The following is a 17480-nucleotide window of genomic DNA, read 5'->3' on the forward strand; positions in this document are numbered from 1 at the left end:
TAAAAACTGCTAAAGCATTATTCTTTTACTATTTTCTCTGTTTTCATTCCCGCTTCCGTTGTTATTTTCAAGAAATAGATTCCTTTGCTATAATCGGAAAACGGCACAACCTCTTCTAAACCAGCACTAATCTTAGTCAATAAAATCCTGCCATTGATGTCAAAAAGCTGTATGGATTTGATGGTATTCTGGCTATTGATATTGATATGGTCTTTTGCCGGATTTGGGTAAATGGTTACGGTATGGTCCATTTCGTTTTCATTTAATCCTAAAGCCTGGAAGCTAGTGGTAGCGGTATTGGTAACAATAGGTAAATTATAGTCAAAATAAATATCGGCTTTATTGGTCACAAAATTCCCGGCAACCAAATTGCTTTTTGTCTTTACCTTAAACACCACATTGCCATGTCCGCCTGCAGCCAAATTAATTCCTTCAAAAGCGAATTCCACTTTACTTAGGTTTTGATTAATCTTTGTAACAACCGGATGCGAACTGTGCATCACCTGAAACGTAGTCAGGTTAAATTTGGCTGTATCGATTACATCATTTACCACAATATTTTCAGCTGCTGCTGTTCCTGTATTTTCAAAGTTTATCGTGTAATGCAGGTAATCTCCAATTTTAATTGTGGAAACCAAGGTTCCTTCAACGCATGTCTTATTATTTGGGTCAAACGAACCAACAACAATTTGGTTCAGCTCTGCTCCATTATCACCTGGTGTTTCATCTCCCACAATCGGGTTAATTGTAGCAGCAAAATGCAATACGTCGCCAATTGAAACTGGAGGCGTTGCATTAGGTGCATTGACATTGAAAGTTATGGTAAAACTACGCTCCTCAAAAGGACGTAAATTGCCAAATGTCCATTGCAGGCTTCCAGCGCCTTGAGAATTTGGGTTTACTGTTGCTGAAACATAATCGGTTAAATCTTCATCATAAGTAAAGGCAATATCTCCTGAAAGTATCTGATTCCCTTTATTTTTATAAACGACCTGATAAACTGCCTGAAAACCAGGACGGGCCGGAATTGAAGGAACAATCAATACCTCCAAATCGGGATGCACGCCATTGGCCGTAAGGCAGAAATTGCGGGTTTCAATATTGTTATTGTGGTCATCAAAATGAATGCTGGCGGTTGTTGGTGAAAAATTAAACCAAGCCGCATTTTCTACAGTTGGTGTGATGGTAAAATCGCCTTCCTGGGTATAAAAGTTATAAGTCCCGTCTGTTTCGGTAAAATTCGACTCCGAGATTGTCCCGTCGTTTATCCTAACCCTTGTGTTTGGAAACGATAAATCTCCGGCACCACAACCATCATTTGCAGCATCAAAAACAAGCGAACCTGTAATGGTGTTATAACTACCTCCGGGAGTGAAGGTACAATAGGTAGTTGAAATCAAATTATTTTCAAAAATACTGCGCCAGTAATTGATTTCGAATTCATCGGCACAAATAATCTGGAGTGGTGTATGCTCATTATCAATTGGGCCTGTTCCCGTTTCGATTCCTGTAGGATATTGTTGGAACCTGCCATTTTTCATCATTACGATTTCCAATGGATTAGTCATAAAATTGACAAAAACCAAGTTGATATTATTATTCAAATCAAGGCTGGTCAGCAAATTATCATTACAGTACAAATTATCCAGGTTGGTTAAAGTAGACACATCCAGCGAAGTAAGCTGATTTTCCTGGCATCCTACATAGGCCAGTTGTGGAGTATTATGAAAGCTTAAGGAAGTAAGCAGATTATCGGAACAGGCAAAAGTCCTTAAATGCGTTTGATTATCCACATTGATTGATGTCAACTGGTTTGCTGCGCAACTAAACTGAACCAGGTTTGGGTTGCCACTAACATCGAGTGAAGTCAGTGAATTACTGTCGCAATGCAAATATTGAAGATTTGTTAATCCGGTTAAATCCAAAGTTGAAAGATGATTTTGGTAACAAAGCAGGATTTCAAGATTGGTAAGCCCGTTTAAATTTATGTTTGTCAGCTGATTATCGGTAAACCGCAATTCAACCAAGTTGGTAAGGCCTGTTACATTTAAGGATGTTAATTCGTTCTCATTACAAGTGAAGGTATGCAGATTTGTCAATCCGGAAACATTTACAGATGTAAAACTGTTATAGTCACAATAAGCAGTCACAAGATTGTGTAATGGTGACAAATCCAAAGTTGTTAGTAATTGGTTTCCACCTAAAAAAATATAATTAAGGTTCGCCAGGCTGTTTAGTGGCAGGTTTGTGATTTGGGTTCCTCCCAAACTCAGCCTTGTCAATTCCACAAAGGCCTCTAGACCGGTAATATTTGCTATTTGTTGTTGTGAAATTTCAAGCGACCTGATGACTAATGCCTCACTTACCTGAATCTCACCATCATTATTGGTATCGATAGCGACGTAATTCCCATTGATATCTTTTGCAACCTGATATTCAGCCGGACGCAATAACAGGGTTTTAAAATTCGCATCGGGGATATTTACGATTTGAGCATTAGCGAAGGCGGTCAAAAACAATAAAAAGAGTAATGGTTTTTTCATGGCTTGTATTTTTGATGGTAGGTTTAAATTTGCCAAGTAAAAATAACAAAAAAACCTGACAGTAGTATTTGCCAGGTTTAATATAATGTTACTTTAACGTTTTACTTCTGTTTGAATGCTTTCAATCCAGGAAAATAAGCGGTATCAGCCAACTCCTCTTCTATCCTGAGCAATTGATTGTATTTTGCCATACGGTCTGAACGCGAAGCCGAACCTGTTTTGATTTGCCCACAGTTCAATGCTACGGCCAAATCGGCAATGGTATTGTCTTCGGTTTCACCTGAACGGTGTGACATTACCGAAGTATATCCTGCATTATGTGCCATGTTTACAGCTGCAATGGTTTCTGTCAAAGTCCCAATCTGGTTTACTTTTACCAAAATTGAATTGGCAATCCCTTTTTCAATTCCTGTGGAAAGGCGCTCTACATTGGTTACAAATAAATCGTCCCCAACCAACTGTGTTTTGTTTCCAACCAATTCAGTTAGGTAAGCCCAGCCATCCCAGTCATTTTCCTGCATTCCGTCTTCGATGGATATGATTGGATATTTTTCAACTAATGAAGCCAGATATTCTGCCTGCTCTTTTGACGACCTTACTTTTCCGGCCTTGCCTTCAAATTTGGTATAGTCGTATTTTCCGTCCACGTAAAACTCAGATGCCGCACAATCAAGCGCAATCATGATTTCGTCGCCAAATTTATATCCTGCATTTTCAACTGCCGTTTTGATGGTATCCAAAGCATCTTCAGTTCCTCCAGCAAGGTTTGGTGCAAATCCACCTTCATCACCTACTGCAGTGGAAAGGTTTCTGTCGTGTAGTACTTTTTTAAGGTTGTGGAAAACTTCCGTTCCCATTTGCATTGCATGGGTAAACGTAGTTGCCTTTACCGGCATGATCATAAATTCCTGGAATGCAATCGGAGCATCGGAATGCGAACCACCATTGATGATGTTCATCATAGGAACCGGTAAGGTATTGGCAGAAACGCCTCCAACGTATCTATATAAAGGAAGGCCTAATTCATTTGCAGCTGCTTTGGCCACAGCCAGTGAAACCCCTAAAATAGCATTGGCTCCAAGTTCTGATTTGTTTGGTGTTGCATCCAATTCAATCATTAAGTTGTCAATATGGTTTTGTTCAAACACAGAAACGCCCATCAATTCAGGAGCGATTTTAGTATTTACATTGGCAACAGCTTTTGAAACTCCCTTACCCATGTATTTTTTTCCTCCATCACGTAATTCAACCGCTTCGTGTTCTCCTGTAGAAGCTCCTGATGGAACTGCTGCTCTTCCTAAAACACCGTTTTCGGTTACTACATCTACTTCAATTGTTGGATTTCCTCTTGAGTCAAGGATTTGTCTTGCATGAACTTTAATGATTATACTCATTTTGCTATAGTTTAAGATTTAAAATAGGTTCACAAATTTAAGGAATTTGGAAAAATTTCCTCTAATTATTTAGAGAACTTATAAACGCAATCGATTTAGCCTATATAAAATTATCATCCGATACGGGTTTTTAATGAATTGAATATTGTGGTGTTTATAGAATCGTAAATAATGGTTATAGAATTTACATGTTTTGACAAATTTATAAATTTGCCAATACCAGTAAAATAAGGGGTTGTGCGAATTATATAATCATTTTATTTTTTCTTATAACAAATCCAGAGCATCGTGGAGCTAATTTTACATCATCAAAATAAAACAATTGCGCCATGAAAAATTCTACTATTACAAACAGTCCTAAAAGCAACCTAAAAAAAGTTGGTTTACTTTTATTCGTTAGTCTTCTGTCAACAGTTTTACATGCCCAAAATTACAGAACGATTGATGCCTACCTTGAAGATTTTGGAAAAAATGAAATGTTCATTAAAAAAGCATTGATGGATTATACTGTTACTATTGTTGAGTCTCAATTGGATTCGAGATCTAAAGTGACTTCTCAAAGAATTGTTGAAAAAATAGAAAACATCAATAGAATCCTAAAAACTACCGACAAAGGATTTCAAGGCAATACTTCACTTAGGGACAGCTTTATCAAAATGAACGAGAGAACGGTTGAGTCTTTGAAAAATGGAAGCCTTATCTTAACTGACTATGATTACCAAAGCAGCCTGTCATTACCTGAAATTGGGGAAAACCTTAATAGAAAGGAACAGGAAATGATGACCTATTACCAAGCGCTTGAAAACTATGAAAAAGACAAAAAATATTTTGGGTCATGCCATAGATACCACTTTAAAAGCCCAGTTGGAAAAAATATTCTGGAATATAATGCGCAACAAAATATCATGTTCTACAAATTGAATGTAATGGATGAAAAACTTACCAAAGTTATTGCTGCCATGGATAGAAAAGGGTTTACCGAATGTATGAACATGATTGCTTTGATGCACGAACAAATTATGTTGAAAACAGCACAATACAACAATTACTTCAGAGACAATTCACTTAATGAAGCAAACATCCAATATTCGACATTCATCAATAACCAACAAGATCAACTTAGCAGCTTATTCGAAGAATATGTAACAGAATACGAAGCGCTACAAGCCTTGAAAAAATCAAATAATGCTGAAACTGCTGAAAATGTGGCCCGTTACAATGAAACAGTAAGAAGCTACAACGCTAAAAAGAATGCGTTCTATTCAGTTTTCAACAGCCTTCAGTCTACTAAAGATAATATGTACAACAATTGGTATGTTACCAATGCAGAGTTCCTAAAACACAATGGAGAATTCGAGGCACTTCACGGAAAATTTGCCTACAACGATTAATCCAATCAATAAAGGTTTAGAAGCCAAATCGGCGGAAAGTTATACTTCGAGTAAGCTTTTCGCCTTTTTTATGTTGGTAATAAAATCATCAAAAAGATACGATGAATCGTGTGGTCCCGGACTTGCTTCTGGATGGTATTGCACCGAAAACACATTTTTAGATTTCATCCGCATTCCGGCCACCGTATTGTCATTGATGTGGTAATGCGTAACCTCTAAATCGGGATGGTTTTCCAATTCTTCCCTATTGACTGCAAATCCATGATTTTGCGAAGTGATTTCTCCTTTTCCGGTTAGCACATTCATTACAGGATGATTGATTCCCCTGTGCCCGTTAAACATTTTATAGGTTGAAATCCCGTTAGCCAATCCAATCATTTGATGCCCAAGGCAGATTCCGAATAACGGTTTATCGGCTGCAATTATTTTTTTGGCAATCTCGATTCCTTCGGTTAATGGTTCAGGATCTCCAGGACCATTGGACAGGAAATAACCGTCTGGATTGAAAGCCTGCATTTCTTCAAAGCTTGCGTTATAGGGAAACACTTTGATGTAGCAGTCCCTTTTGGCAAGGTTTCGCAGGATGTTTCTTTTAATCCCTAAATCCAAAGCTGAGATTTTATATTTTGAATTTTCATTTCCAAAGAAATAAGGTTCTTTAGTGGAAACTTTGGAAGCCAGTTCCAAACCTTTCATATCGGGAACGTTTCCTAAAAGCTGTTTCAATTCGGAAACCGCTGTTCCGTCAGTACAAATCACTGCGTTTTGCGCGCCGTGATCGCGGATATAGCTTACCAAGGCACGTGTATCCACATCAGAGATGCAGATTAGGTTTTGTTTTTCGAAATAATCATAAAGATTTGATTCAGAATCGGGGCGTGAATGGTTAAAGCTAAAGTTTTTACAAACCAATCCGGATATCATGATTTTTTCAGATTCCACTTCCTGAGCGTTTACTCCGTAGTTTCCAATGTGTGGATTGGTTGCTACCATGATTTGCCCAAAGTAAGAAGGATCAGTAAAGATTTCCTGGTAACCGGTCATTCCGGTATTGAAGCAGACTTCGCCAAAGGTTTTGCCTGAGATTCCGATGGATTTGCCGTGGAAGATGGTTCCGTCGGCTAGTAATAAAATGGCTTTTGATCTTGTTGTGTGTTGCATAGTGTAGTTGTGTTGTGCAAATTTATTTATTTCCTTAGAAATATTTTAGAAAGAATTATTAAAGTTTATAAACATTTCGCTTAGCCCCGATTGCAGCAAGCTACCATGTAGCGCGGAAAGCGGGACTGAACTTGTTTAGAAAGGAAAACGTGTGCTTCAAAAAATCCAAAAAAAAAGGATAAACAAAAATGTTTATCCTTTTAATATTTGAGTTGGCAGTCATTATGCCTCTTCGTCTTTTTTGTCCTCTTCAGTAGCTGGTGCTTCTGGAGTTTCTGGTGCTTCGTCAGCTGGAGTCTCTTCCACTTCTGCAACTGCAGGAGCTTCTTCTACAACTTCAGGAGTTTCTACTTCAGCAACCGGAGTTTCCTCAACTGCTGGAGTTTCTACAACCTCTGCAGCAGGAGTTTCAACAACTTCTTCTACAATTGGAGCTACTTCTTCTACAACTGGTGCAGCAGCAACCGGAGCTTTAGGAGCAGCAGGAGTTTCAGTCGTTTTCTTAGCACGACGTGTTCTACCTTTTTTCTCTTCTTTTTTACCTCCGTTGTATAGTTCGTTGAAGTCAACCAATTCGATCATGGCCATATCAGCGTTATCTCCAAGACGGTTACCCATCTTAATGATACGTGTATATCCACCTGGACGGTCACCAACTTTTGCAGCTACTTCCCTGAAAAGTTCAGTAACTCCGTATTTGTTTCTCAAGTAAGCGAAAACAATACGACGGTTGTGGGTTGTATCCTCTTTTGATTTTGTAATAAGCGGCTCAATGAATTGTTTCAACGCTTTTGCTTTAGCAACAGTAGTGTTGATACGTTTGTGCTCGATAAGAGAACAAGCCATGTTAGCCAACATAGATTTTCTATGTCCAGTCTGTCTGCTTAAGTGATTTACTTTTTTTCCGTGTCTCATGACGTGTTTTTTTAACCTTCATCTTGCTCAATCCTCTTTGGAGAGCAAAATATGAAGTAATTTATTCTTTATCTAATTTGTATTTACCTAAGTCCATTCCGAAAGTAAGATTCTTGTTGGCAACCAATTCGTCTAACTCAGTTAGCGATTTTTTACCGAAGTTACGGAACTTCATTAAGTCATTTTTGTTGAAAGATACTAGATCTCCAAGTGTATCAACTTCTGCTGCTTTCAAACAGTTTAGTGCACGAACTGAAAGATCCATGTCAACTAATTTTGTTTTAAGCAATTGTCTCATGTGTAATGATTCCTCATCATAAGACTCAGTTTGAGCAATTTCATCAGCTTCAAGCGTGATTCTCTCATCAGAGAATAACATAAAGTGGTGAATTAAAACTTTGGCAGCTTCTGTTAGGGCATCTTTTGGATTGATAGAACCATCAGTCTTGATTTCGAAAACCAATTTTTCATAATCTGTTTTTTGCTCTACACGGAAGTTTTCAATAGCATATTTTACATTCTTTACCGGAGTAAAGATTGAGTCTGTAAAGATAGTACCGATTGCTGCGTTTTGTTTTTTGTTCTCTTCTGCAGGAACATAACCACGACCTTTCTCGATAGTCAGTTCCATATTAAGATTTACTTTGCTATCTAAGTTACAGATAACCAATTCCGGATTCAACACCTGGAAACCAGAGATGAATTTTTGGAAATCACCAGCTGTAATCTGATCTTTTCCTGAGATAGAAATCGAAACTGTTTCGTTATCCACATCCTCAATCTGACGTTTGAAACGCACTTGTTTAAGGTTTAGGATAATTTCAGTAACGTCCTCTACAACACCAGAAATAGTTGAGAATTCATGCTCTACTCCATCAATTCTGATAGATGTAATCGCATAACCTTCCAAAGCAGAAAGTAAAACTCTTCTTAGTGCGTTACCAACAGTCAATCCGTATCCTGGTTCTAAAGGTCTGAATTCAAACTTACCTTCAAAATCGGTTGAATCGATCATGATAACTTTATCGGGCTTCTGAAAATTAAATATTGCCATAATTTAGACTAATGTCAATTATTATTTGTTGTACAACTCTACGATTAATTGTTCTTTAATGTTTTCTGGAATTTGAAGTCTTTGAGGAACAGAAACGAAAGTTCCTTCCTTAGTGTCATTATTCCAAGTAATCCACTCATAAACCTGAGATGAATTTGATAATGAACGCTCGATAGCTTCAACAGATTTTGATTTTTCACGAACTGCTACTTTATCACCTGGCTTTAAGTGGTAAGAAGGAATGTTTACTACTTCTCCGTTTACGGTAATGTGTCTGTGAGAAACGATTTGCCTTGCACCTCTACGAGATGGAGCAATTCCCATTCTGTAAACAACATTATCCAAACGAGCTTCACATAATTGCAAAAGGATTTCACCTGTTACACCGTGGGAAGCAGCTGCTTTTTCATACATTTTACGGAACTGGCGCTCTAATATTCCATAAGAATATTTAGCTTTCTGCTTTTCCATCAACTGTACAGCGTACTCTGATTTTTTACCTCTTTTTTTAGCCATCCCGTGTTGTCCAGGAGGATAATTTCTTTTTTCGAAGGCTTTGTCTTCTCCGAAGATTGCTTCGCCAAATTTACGAGCAATTTTTGTTTGTGGACCAGTATATCTTGCCATTTTAAATTGTTTTTAGACAGCGGTTATGAATTCAGGTCAATAAATCCTCCGATAACCGTAACTCTGCCTGTGTTATACTATAATTATACTCTTCGTCTTTTAGGAGGACGACATCCATTATGCGGCATTGGAGTAACGTCAATGATTTCTGTTACTTCAATTCCTGAGTTATGAATAGAACGGATTGCAGACTCACGTCCGTTTCCTGGTCCTTTTACATAAACTTTTACTTTTTTAAGTCCTGCTTCTAATGCAATTTTTCCACAGTCTTCTGCTGCCATCTGAGCTGCATACGGAGTGTTCTTTTTAGAACCTCTAAAGCCCATTTTACCAGCTGATGACCAAGAAATAACTTCACCTTTTTTGTTTGTTAACGAAATAATGATGTTGTTAAAGGTTGCATTAATATGCGCTTCGCCCGTTGATTCAACGATAACTTTACGTTTTTTTGTAGTCGCTTTAGCCATATTACTTATTATTTAGTTGCTTTTTTCTTGTTAGCAACAGTTTTTCTTTTACCTTTTCTTGTTCTAGAGTTGTTCTTAGTTCTTTGTCCTCTTAACGGAAGACCAGATCTGTGACGGATACCTCTATAACATCCAATGTCCATTAAACGTTTGATGTGTAATGAAACTTCTGAACGAAGCTCACCTTCAATTTTGTAATACGACACAGCATCACGGATTGCTCCGATTTGCTCATCATTCCAATCTTGAACTTTTGTATCTTGGCTTACTTGAGCTTTTTCTAAAATCTCAATAGCTCTACTTTTACCAATTCCGAAGATGTAGGTTAAAGCGATAACTCCTCTTTTGTTTTTAGGTATATCTACCCCTGCTATTCTTGCCATAACTATCCTTGTCTTTGTTTAAATCTAGGATTCTTTTTGTTGATTACGTATAATCTGCCTTTTCTGCGTACAATAATACACTCGGCACTTCTTTTCTTAACTGATGCTCTTACTTTCATTGTAATACTTTTAATATCTATAAGTAATTCTTGCTTTGGATAAATCGTAAGGGCTCATTTCCAGTTTCACTTTGTCACCAGGTAACAATTTGATGTAATGCATACGCATTTTTCCAGAGATGTGAGCAATCACGACGTGTCCGTTTTCTAATTCTACTCGGAACATTGCATTTGACAATGCTTCAATTATTGATCCGTCTTGTTCTATTGCTGATTGTTTTGCCATAAAAATTAAGCTACTGCTTTTCTATTTTTACCACTTTTCATCAATCCATCATAGTGCTTATTCAATAAATAAGAATTTATTTGTTGAATAGTATCGATAGCAACACCAACCATAATGATCAATGAGGTACCACCATAGAACATTGCCCAAGATTGTTGAACACCAAGACCTACTACAAGAGCTGGGAACACAGCAATCAAAGCAAGAAATAATGAACCAGGGAATGTTATTAAAGACATGATTCTATCTAAGAAATCAGCCGTTTCGATTCCAGGTTTAACACCAGGAATAAATCCGCCGCTTCTTTTCAAATCATCAGCCATTTTATTTGTAGGGACAGTAATTGCTGTATAAAAGAATGTAAAAATTACAATCAATGAAGCAAAAACCACACAATACCATAGACCAAACATATTACTGAAAGTACTTGCAATAGATTGCGATGTTTCAGATTTTGAAAGTCCTGCAACTGCAGCTGGTATGAACATGATTGCCTGTGCAAAGATGATTGGCATAACTCCGGCAGAATTCAGTTTCAATGGAATCCATTGTCTGTTTCCTCCCATCATGTCTTGTTCGAAATCTCCTGTTGTTGTACGACGGGCGTATTGTACCGGGATTTTTCTAACAGCCATTACTAACAATACACATGCAATAATTACCAATAACCAAACTATGATTTCAAGTACCAACAACATTGGTCCACCATTATTATTGGTAACCTTTGAAGTAAATTCCTGGAATAATGCTTGTGGAAGCCTTGCCAAGATACCCACCATAATCAATAGTGAAATACCATTACCAATACCTTTATCCGTAATTTTTTCTCCTAACCACATTGCAAAAATAGTTCCCGTTGTAAGGATCAAAACAGATGAGAATAAGAATGAGAATGAATCAAATCCTAAAAGGAATGCACTACTTGGTAAAGTTCTGTACAAGTTATAGATATAACCTGGACCTTGTACCAAAGTAATAGCGATGGTTAACCATCTTGTAATTTGATTTAATTTCTTTCTACCGCTTTCTCCGTCTTTTTGTAATTTTTGCAAATAAGGAATAGCAATACCCATCAACTGAACAACGATTGAAGCAGAAATGTACGGCATGATACCCAACGCAAATACTGACGCTTTTGAGAAAGCTCCTCCGGTAAACATGTCAAGGATCGATCCGATACCTTTATCTGTCTGACCAGCTAAGCTGTGCAATTGAGTAGCATCAATACCTGGTAGCGTTACGTGCGCTCCAAATCTGTAAACTAATAATAGTCCTAGAGTTACTAAGATTCTATTCTTTAGCTCTTCTATTTTCCAAACATTCAAAAATGATTCAAAAAATTTCTTCATTGTTCTTATGATTATAGTTCTACAGCTTCTCCACCAGCAGCTTCGATAGCAGCTTTTGCAGTAGCAGTAAATTTATGTGCAGATACTTTTAATTTTGCTTTTAATTCTCCTCTACCAAGGATTTTAACTACTTCGTTTTTAGTAGCCAAACGGTTTTCAACAAATACTGTAAAATCTACAGTATCGGTAACAATTCCGTTGTCAACCAATAATTGAAGAGCGTCAAGATTTACGCCTTGATATTCTACACGATTAACGTTTTTGAAACCAAACTTAGGCACACGTCTTTGAAGTGGCATCTGACCTCCTTCAAAACCAATCTTTTTAGAATAACCAGAACGAGACTTAGCTCCTTTGTGACCTCTTGCAGAAGTACCACCTTTACCAGAACCTTCTCCTCTACCTAATCTTTTATTTTGATTATGCGTCGAACCTTCAGCAGGTTGTAAGTTACTTAAATTCATAACTATGATTGTTATTTAACTTCCTCTACGGAAACTAAGTGTTTAACTTTATTTATCATTCCAAGGATCGCAGGATTTGAATCATGCTCTACAACCTGGCCCATTTTACGAAGACCTAAAGCCTCTAATCCTCTTTTTTGTGTAAGTGGACAGTTGATTTTGCTTCTAACTTGTTTTACTAATAATTTTGCCATGTTTTCCTTGAATTATCCTTTAAAAACTTTTTCTAAAGAAATACCTCTTTGTTTTGCAACAGTAACGGCACTTCTCATTTGTAATAAAGCATCGAAAGTTGCTTTTACCACGTTGTGAGGGTTTGATGAACCTTGAGATTTTGACAATACATCGTGAATACCTACTGACTCAAGTACCGCACGTACCGCACCACCGGCGATAACTCCTGTACCATGAGAAGCTGGCATCAAAAATACTGCTGCTCCACCAAATTTTCCTTTTTGTTCGTGAGGTACTGATTGTCCGCTCAAAGGAATTCTAACCAAGTTTTTCTTTGCATCTTCCACCGCTTTTGCGATTGCTTCAGAAACGTCTTTAGATTTTCCTAATCCGTGACCCACAACACCGTTTTCATCACCTACAACAACAATTGCAGAAAAACCGAAAGCTCTTCCTCCTTTTGTTACTTTGGTAACACGATTTACACTTACCAAACGATCTTTCAATTCAAGACCGCTAGGTTTTACTATTTCTACGTTTTTATATCCGTTATACATAATTTCTTAGAATTTTAATCCGGCCTCTCTTGCGCCTTCAGCTAATGATTTAATACGACCGTGATATAAATAACCTCCTCTATCGAAAGTTACTTCTGTGATTCCAGCCTTTAAAGCTTTCTCAGCAACCAGTTTTCCAACTGCAGTCGCAACTTCAATACTTGTTCCTTTTGTATCTACTCCTTTATCTCTCGATGAAGCAGCCAATAAAGTAACTCCATTCACATCATCAATAAGTTGTGTATAGATTTCTTTATTACTTCTGAATACAGAAAGCCTTGGTCTAGCAGCAGTACCGCTAACAATCTTTCTGATTCTATACTGGATTCTCTGTCTTCTTTCAGTTTTTGTTAATGACATAATACTACTTTTTACGCTGATTTACCTGCTTTTCTTCTCAATACTTCACCAACAAACTTAACTCCTTTACCTTTGTAAGGCTCTGGCTTACGGAAACCTCTGATTTTCGCAGCGATAGCTCCAATAAGTTGTTTGTCATGAGATGTTAACTTCACGATTGGGTTTTTACCTTTCTCAGAGATTGTTTCCAATTTAACTTCTGGAGCTAATTCTAAAACAATGTTGTGGGAGAAACCTAATGCTAAGTCTAATTTTTGTCCTTGGTTTGAAGCTCTGTAACCTACTCCAACCAATTCTAGTTCTTTTGTAAAACCTTCAGATACACCAGTAACCATATTGCTGATTAATGATCTGTATAATCCGTGTTTTGCTCTGTGATCTTTACTATCAGATGGTCTTTCAACAGTGATTTGACCTTCTTCAACTTTAATAGCTACGTCTGCGTAGTCTTGTGTAAGTTGACCTAATTTTCCTTTTACGGTAACTGTAGTTTCGTTTACTTCAACAGTTACACCTGCAGGAATTGAAATTGGATTTTTACCTATTCTTGACATGTTTAACTATTTTTTAGTATACGTAACAAATTACTTCTCCACCAACATTTAATTGCTTAGCTTGTTTCCCAGTCATAAGACCTTTTGAAGTTGAAACAATAGCAATTCCTAAACCGTTAAGGATTCTAGGTAATTTTGAAGCACCTGCGTACTTACGTAAACCTGGTTTACTAATTCTTTGGATATCTTTGATTACTGAGTCTTTAGTATCTTTATCATACTTAAGAGCGATTTTGATGGTACCTTGTACGGTAGCGTCATCAAACTTGTAACTCAAAATATACCCTTGATCGAATAAAATTTTTGTGATTTCTTTTTTTAGATTAGATGCTGGGATCTCAACCACTTTGTGGTTAGCTCTCACTGCATTCCTAATTCTAGTCAGAAAATCTGCAATAGGATCTGTATACATATTTATTAAATTGCGGCAACGGTTTTCAAAAGAACTATTCTATTGAACCTGAAGCCATTAAACTCTACTTTAAAGCAGATAATTGCACGGTTCCCGGCAAAAATCCGGCAAATGTACAATTATCTGCTGAAATACCAACTATTACCAGCTGGCTTTTTTTACTCCTGGTATCAATCCTTGATTGGCCATTTCACGGAATGTAACACGTGAAATACCGAATTGACGCATATAACCTCTTGGTCTTCCAGTTAATTTACAACGATTGTGCATACGAACTGGTGAAGCATTTTTTGGTAATTTTTGTAACCCTTCGTAATCTCCAGCTTCTAATAAAGCCTTTCTTTTCTCAGCGTACTTTGCTACCGTTTTAGCTCTTTTAACCTCACGGGCCTTCATTGATTCTTTAGCCATGTCTTAATTCTTTTTAAAAGGTAAACCTAATTCTGCTAATAATGATTGAGCTTCTTTATCTGTGTTTGCAGACGTTACGAATGTAATATCCAAACCTGATATTTTGTTTACTTTGTCAATATCAATTTCAGGGAAAATGATTTGCTCAGTAACACCAAGGTTGTAATTACCTCTTCCGTCAAAACCAGTAGCTTTGATACCATTAAAATCTCTAACACGTGGTAAAGATGATGTGATAAGTCTGTCTAAAAACTCATACATTCTTTCTCCTCTAAGAGTAACTTTTGCTCCAATCGGCATGCCTTTTCTCAATTTGAAAGACGCAACGTCTTTCTTAGAGATTGTAGCAACTGCTTTTTGTCCAGTAACTTTTGTCAACTCTTCAACTGCATAGTCAACTAGTTTTTTATCAGATACTGCAGCTCCAACTCCACGGCTCAAAACGATTTTTTCCAATTTAGGAACTTCCATTACGTTTTTGTAACCGAACTCTTCTTTAAGGGCAGCAATTACTCTGTCCTTATATTCTTGCTTAAGTCTTGGGATATATGCCATAACTATGCTTTATTAGCTTTTTTTGAATCTTTTTTCGCTCCGCCTTTAGCTGTATCTGCACCACTAACCAATGAAAGGTTTGAGATGTGGATAGGAGCTTCCATCTTAACGATTCCTCCTTGAGGGTTTTTAGCACTTGGTTTTGTATGTTTCGAAACCATGTTTACACCTTCAACGATCGCTTTGTTTTTCTCTCTGTAAACACGCGTAATTTTACCTGTAGTACCTTTGTGGTCTCCAGCGATAACTTTTACTGTATCTCCAGTTTTTACTTTTAACTTTATCATCTTACTATGAATTAAAGCACCTCAGGCGCTAATGATACAATTTTCATGAATTGTTTTTCACGAAGCTCTCTTGCAACCGGACCAAAAACACGAGTTCCTCTCATTTCCCCTGCAGCGTTCAAAAGAACACATGCATTGTCATCGAAACGGATATAAGAACCATCAGCTCTTCTCACTTCTTTTTTGGTACGTACAACAACTGCAGTCGATACAGCACCTTTCTTAACGTTTCCGTTTGGTGTTGCGTCTTTAATTGAAACTACAATTTTATCTCCAACAGAGGCATAACGACGTTTCGTTCCTCCTAAAACACGGATAGTCAAAACTTCTTTTGCTCCTGTGTTATCTGCTACTTTTAATCTCGATTCCTGTTGTACCATAATTACTTAGCTCTTTCAATGATTTCAACTAATCTCCAACATTTAGTTTTTGATAAAGGTCTTGTTTCCATGATCTTTACTGTATCACCAATGTTACAGTCATTTGTTTCGTCGTGTGCATGAAACTTTTTAGTTTTCAATACGAACTTACCATATAATGGGTGTTTTACTCTTGTTACCTGTGCCACAACAATAGACTTATCCATTTTGTTTGACGTAACAACACCAATTCTTTCTTTTCTTAAATTTCTTTTTTCCATCTTTTGCTAGTGTACAATTATTGTAACTCTCTTTTAGTTAGTTCAGTTGCTACTCTAGCAACTGCTCTTCTAGCACTTCTAATTTGAAGTGGATTGGCAATAGGCGAAATAGCGTGAGCATTTCTTAAGTCAGCATACGCTTTTCTTAATTGACTAAGTTTTTCTTGTAACTCAGCTACAGATAGATTTATAATTTCTGATTGTTTCATAATTAATTTTAGATTATGCTTCGAAATCTCTAGCAACGACAAACTTAGTTTTTACCGGAAGTTTTTGAGCAGCAAGACGCAAAGCCTCTTTTGCTACAGAAAGTGGTACTCCACCAACTTCAAACATGATTCTTCCTGGTTTTACAACTGCAGCCCAATATTCGACTGCACCTTTACCTTTACCCATACGTACCTCAAGAGGTTTCTTTGTAATTGGTTTGTCCGGGAAAATATTGATCCATAACTGACCTTCTCTTTTCATGTAACGGGTTGCAGCGATACGCGCAGCCTCGATTTGACGAGATGTCATGAACATTCCTGTTTCATGTACAGATTTAATTCCAAACATTCCACTTGAAAGTTCGTGCCCTCTTTGAGCATTCCCTTTCATTCTACCCTTTTGTACCTTACGGTATTTTGTTCTTTTAGGCTGTAACATTTTTCTTTACTTTTTAAAAAATTACTTTCTTTTACGGTCTCCCGCAGGTTTTCTGTCCTTGTTAAAAGGTTTTCTGTCACCTCTTGGAGAATCTCCACCTTTTCCACCACCTTGACCAGCTTGTTTTTTGTCCATGCCTACAAGTGGAGAAAGATCTCTTTTTCCATAAACCTCACCTTTCATGATCCATACTTTGATACCCATTCTACCATAAGTAGTATGTGCTTCAGCCAAAGCATAATCAATATCGGCTCTGAAAGTTGATAGAGGAATCCTTCCTTCTTTGAATTGCTCAGAACGTGCCATTTCAGCTCCGTTCAAACGACCAGAAATCAATACTTTAATACCTTCAGCATTCATACGCATTGCAGCCGCAATTGCCATCTTAATAGCTCTTCTGTAAGAAATTCTACTTTCGATCTGACGCGCGATAGAAGTACCTACTAAGTAAGCATCCAGTTCAGGTCTTTTAATTTCAAAGATGTTGATTTGAACCTCTTTGTCAGTAACTTTCTTAAGTTCCTCTTTCAACTTGTCTACCTCTTGGCCACCTTTCCCGATAATGATACCAGGTCTTGCAGTAGTGATAGTAACGGTTACAAGTTTCAAAGTTCTCTCGATGATTACTTTTGATACACTAGCTTTTGATAAACGAGCGTGGATATACTTTCTGATTTTGTAATCTTCAGCGATTTTGTCACCGTAGTCATTTCCACCATACCAGTTTGAATCCCATCCTCTGATGATCCCAAGTCTGTTTCCTATTGGATTTGTCTTTTGTCCCATCTT

25 protein-coding genes and 1 pseudogene are annotated in these 17480 nt (G+C 37.3%); 1 reads left to right on the plus strand and 25 read right to left on the minus strand.

The window, feature by feature from the left end; translation table 11 throughout:
• Positions 1 to 17: 17 nt before the first annotated feature.
• Positions 18 to 2543 carry a DUF7619 domain-containing protein gene (locus L1S31_RS12175; protein WP_236465019.1) on the minus strand — a complete coding sequence of 842 codons (2526 nt, stop codon included), beginning with the start codon at positions 2541 to 2543 and terminating at the stop codon, positions 18 to 20.
• 101 nt (positions 2544 to 2644) lie between these two features.
• Positions 2645 to 3937, minus strand: coding sequence for a phosphopyruvate hydratase (eno, locus tag L1S31_RS12180; protein ID WP_236465020.1), 1293 nt, complete (start codon positions 3935 to 3937; stop codon positions 2645 to 2647).
• A gap of 329 nt (positions 3938 to 4266) precedes the next feature.
• Here eno and L1S31_RS12185 point away from each other — a divergent pair, with 329 nt between their 5' ends.
• Positions 4267 to 5328: a hypothetical protein gene (locus L1S31_RS12185; RefSeq protein ID WP_236465021.1), complete on the plus strand. Its 1062-nt coding sequence runs from the start codon at positions 4267 to 4269 to the stop codon at positions 5326 to 5328.
• A 39-nt stretch (positions 5329 to 5367) separates the two neighbouring features.
• On the opposite strand, the gene carA is transcribed toward L1S31_RS12185, so the two are convergent.
• From carA to rpsC, 23 genes and pseudogenes are all read right to left on the minus strand, one after another.
• Positions 5368 to 6489: a glutamine-hydrolyzing carbamoyl-phosphate synthase small subunit gene (gene carA, locus L1S31_RS12190; protein WP_236465022.1), complete on the minus strand. Its 1122-nt coding sequence runs from the start codon at positions 6487 to 6489 to the stop codon at positions 5368 to 5370.
• Between the two features lie 432 nt (positions 6490 to 6921).
• Positions 6922 to 7404: pseudogene (gene rplQ / locus L1S31_RS12195) on the minus strand (50S ribosomal protein L17); the annotation flags it as partial.
• Positions 7405 to 7465: 61 nt separating this feature from the next.
• A complete protein-coding gene (locus L1S31_RS12200; protein WP_136151653.1) occupies positions 7466 to 8458 on the minus strand; it encodes a DNA-directed RNA polymerase subunit alpha in 993 nt (330 codons plus the stop codon).
• A 21-nt stretch (positions 8459 to 8479) separates the two neighbouring features.
• Positions 8480 to 9085 carry a 30S ribosomal protein S4 gene (gene rpsD, locus L1S31_RS12205; protein ID WP_236465023.1) on the minus strand — a complete coding sequence of 202 codons (606 nt, stop codon included), beginning with the start codon at positions 9083 to 9085 and terminating at the stop codon, positions 8480 to 8482.
• A gap of 83 nt (positions 9086 to 9168) precedes the next feature.
• Positions 9169 to 9552, minus strand: a complete 384-nt coding sequence (gene rpsK / locus L1S31_RS12210) for a 30S ribosomal protein S11 (RefSeq protein ID WP_236465024.1) — start codon at positions 9550 to 9552, stop codon at positions 9169 to 9171.
• 8 nt (positions 9553 to 9560) lie between these two features.
• Positions 9561 to 9935: a 30S ribosomal protein S13 gene (gene rpsM / locus L1S31_RS12215; protein ID WP_236465025.1), complete on the minus strand. Its 375-nt coding sequence runs from the start codon at positions 9933 to 9935 to the stop codon at positions 9561 to 9563.
• Positions 9936 to 9937: 2 nt separating this feature from the next.
• A complete protein-coding gene (gene ykgO / locus L1S31_RS12220) occupies positions 9938 to 10054 on the minus strand; it encodes a type B 50S ribosomal protein L36 (protein WP_002987490.1) in 117 nt (38 codons plus the stop codon).
• A 10-nt stretch (positions 10055 to 10064) separates the two neighbouring features.
• The gene (gene infA, locus L1S31_RS12225; protein ID WP_026714631.1) at positions 10065 to 10280 is read right to left on the minus strand and encodes a translation initiation factor IF-1; all 216 of its coding nucleotides are present in this window, start codon (positions 10278 to 10280) and stop codon (positions 10065 to 10067) included.
• Positions 10281 to 10285: 5 nt separating this feature from the next.
• Positions 10286 to 11629, minus strand: a complete 1344-nt coding sequence (secY, locus tag L1S31_RS12230; protein WP_236465026.1) for a preprotein translocase subunit SecY — start codon at positions 11627 to 11629, stop codon at positions 10286 to 10288.
• An 11-nt stretch (positions 11630 to 11640) separates the two neighbouring features.
• Positions 11641 to 12093, minus strand: a complete 453-nt coding sequence (gene rplO / locus L1S31_RS12235) for a 50S ribosomal protein L15 (RefSeq protein ID WP_236465027.1) — start codon at positions 12091 to 12093, stop codon at positions 11641 to 11643.
• Positions 12094 to 12104: 11 nt separating this feature from the next.
• The gene (gene rpmD, locus L1S31_RS12240; RefSeq protein ID WP_121312865.1) at positions 12105 to 12287 is read right to left on the minus strand and encodes a 50S ribosomal protein L30; all 183 of its coding nucleotides are present in this window, start codon (positions 12285 to 12287) and stop codon (positions 12105 to 12107) included.
• A 12-nt stretch (positions 12288 to 12299) separates the two neighbouring features.
• Entirely contained in the window at positions 12300 to 12824 is a 525-nt protein-coding gene (rpsE, locus tag L1S31_RS12245; protein WP_236465028.1) for a 30S ribosomal protein S5, read from the minus strand.
• Positions 12825 to 12830: 6 nt separating this feature from the next.
• A complete protein-coding gene (gene rplR, locus L1S31_RS12250) occupies positions 12831 to 13184 on the minus strand; it encodes a 50S ribosomal protein L18 (protein WP_236465029.1) in 354 nt (117 codons plus the stop codon).
• Positions 13185 to 13195: 11 nt separating this feature from the next.
• On the minus strand, positions 13196 to 13738 hold the full coding sequence (gene rplF, locus L1S31_RS12255) for a 50S ribosomal protein L6 (RefSeq protein WP_236465030.1): 543 nt from the start codon (positions 13736 to 13738) through the stop codon (positions 13196 to 13198).
• A gap of 13 nt (positions 13739 to 13751) precedes the next feature.
• Positions 13752 to 14150 carry a 30S ribosomal protein S8 gene (gene rpsH, locus L1S31_RS12260; protein ID WP_236465031.1) on the minus strand — a complete coding sequence of 133 codons (399 nt, stop codon included), beginning with the start codon at positions 14148 to 14150 and terminating at the stop codon, positions 13752 to 13754.
• 141 nt (positions 14151 to 14291) lie between these two features.
• Positions 14292 to 14561 (minus strand): 30S ribosomal protein S14, encoded by a 270-nt coding sequence (gene rpsN, locus L1S31_RS12265; protein ID WP_169523144.1) that lies wholly within the window; start codon positions 14559 to 14561, stop codon positions 14292 to 14294.
• 3 nt (positions 14562 to 14564) lie between these two features.
• Complete coding sequence (gene rplE, locus L1S31_RS12270) at positions 14565 to 15116, minus strand: 50S ribosomal protein L5 (RefSeq protein WP_236465032.1); 552 nt, start codon at positions 15114 to 15116, stop codon at positions 14565 to 14567.
• A 2-nt stretch (positions 15117 to 15118) separates the two neighbouring features.
• The gene (gene rplX / locus L1S31_RS12275; protein ID WP_236465033.1) at positions 15119 to 15403 is read right to left on the minus strand and encodes a 50S ribosomal protein L24; all 285 of its coding nucleotides are present in this window, start codon (positions 15401 to 15403) and stop codon (positions 15119 to 15121) included.
• 11 nt (positions 15404 to 15414) lie between these two features.
• Positions 15415 to 15783: a 50S ribosomal protein L14 gene (gene rplN / locus L1S31_RS12280; RefSeq protein ID WP_007803649.1), complete on the minus strand. Its 369-nt coding sequence runs from the start codon at positions 15781 to 15783 to the stop codon at positions 15415 to 15417.
• Between the two features lie 2 nt (positions 15784 to 15785).
• A complete protein-coding gene (rpsQ, locus tag L1S31_RS12285; RefSeq protein WP_162128603.1) occupies positions 15786 to 16043 on the minus strand; it encodes a 30S ribosomal protein S17 in 258 nt (85 codons plus the stop codon).
• A gap of 17 nt (positions 16044 to 16060) precedes the next feature.
• Positions 16061 to 16252 (minus strand): 50S ribosomal protein L29, encoded by a 192-nt coding sequence (gene rpmC / locus L1S31_RS12290; RefSeq protein WP_236465034.1) that lies wholly within the window; start codon positions 16250 to 16252, stop codon positions 16061 to 16063.
• 13 nt (positions 16253 to 16265) lie between these two features.
• On the minus strand, positions 16266 to 16691 hold the full coding sequence (rplP, locus tag L1S31_RS12295) for a 50S ribosomal protein L16 (protein WP_236465035.1): 426 nt from the start codon (positions 16689 to 16691) through the stop codon (positions 16266 to 16268).
• 21 nt (positions 16692 to 16712) lie between these two features.
• On the minus strand, positions 16713 to 17477 hold the full coding sequence (gene rpsC / locus L1S31_RS12300; RefSeq protein ID WP_236465036.1) for a 30S ribosomal protein S3: 765 nt from the start codon (positions 17475 to 17477) through the stop codon (positions 16713 to 16715).
• Positions 17478 to 17480 lie beyond the last annotated feature (3 nt).

It is taken from the genome of Flavobacterium wongokense (assembly GCF_021608265.1).
Classification (GTDB): Bacteria; Bacteroidota; Bacteroidia; order Flavobacteriales; family Flavobacteriaceae; genus Flavobacterium; species Flavobacterium wongokense.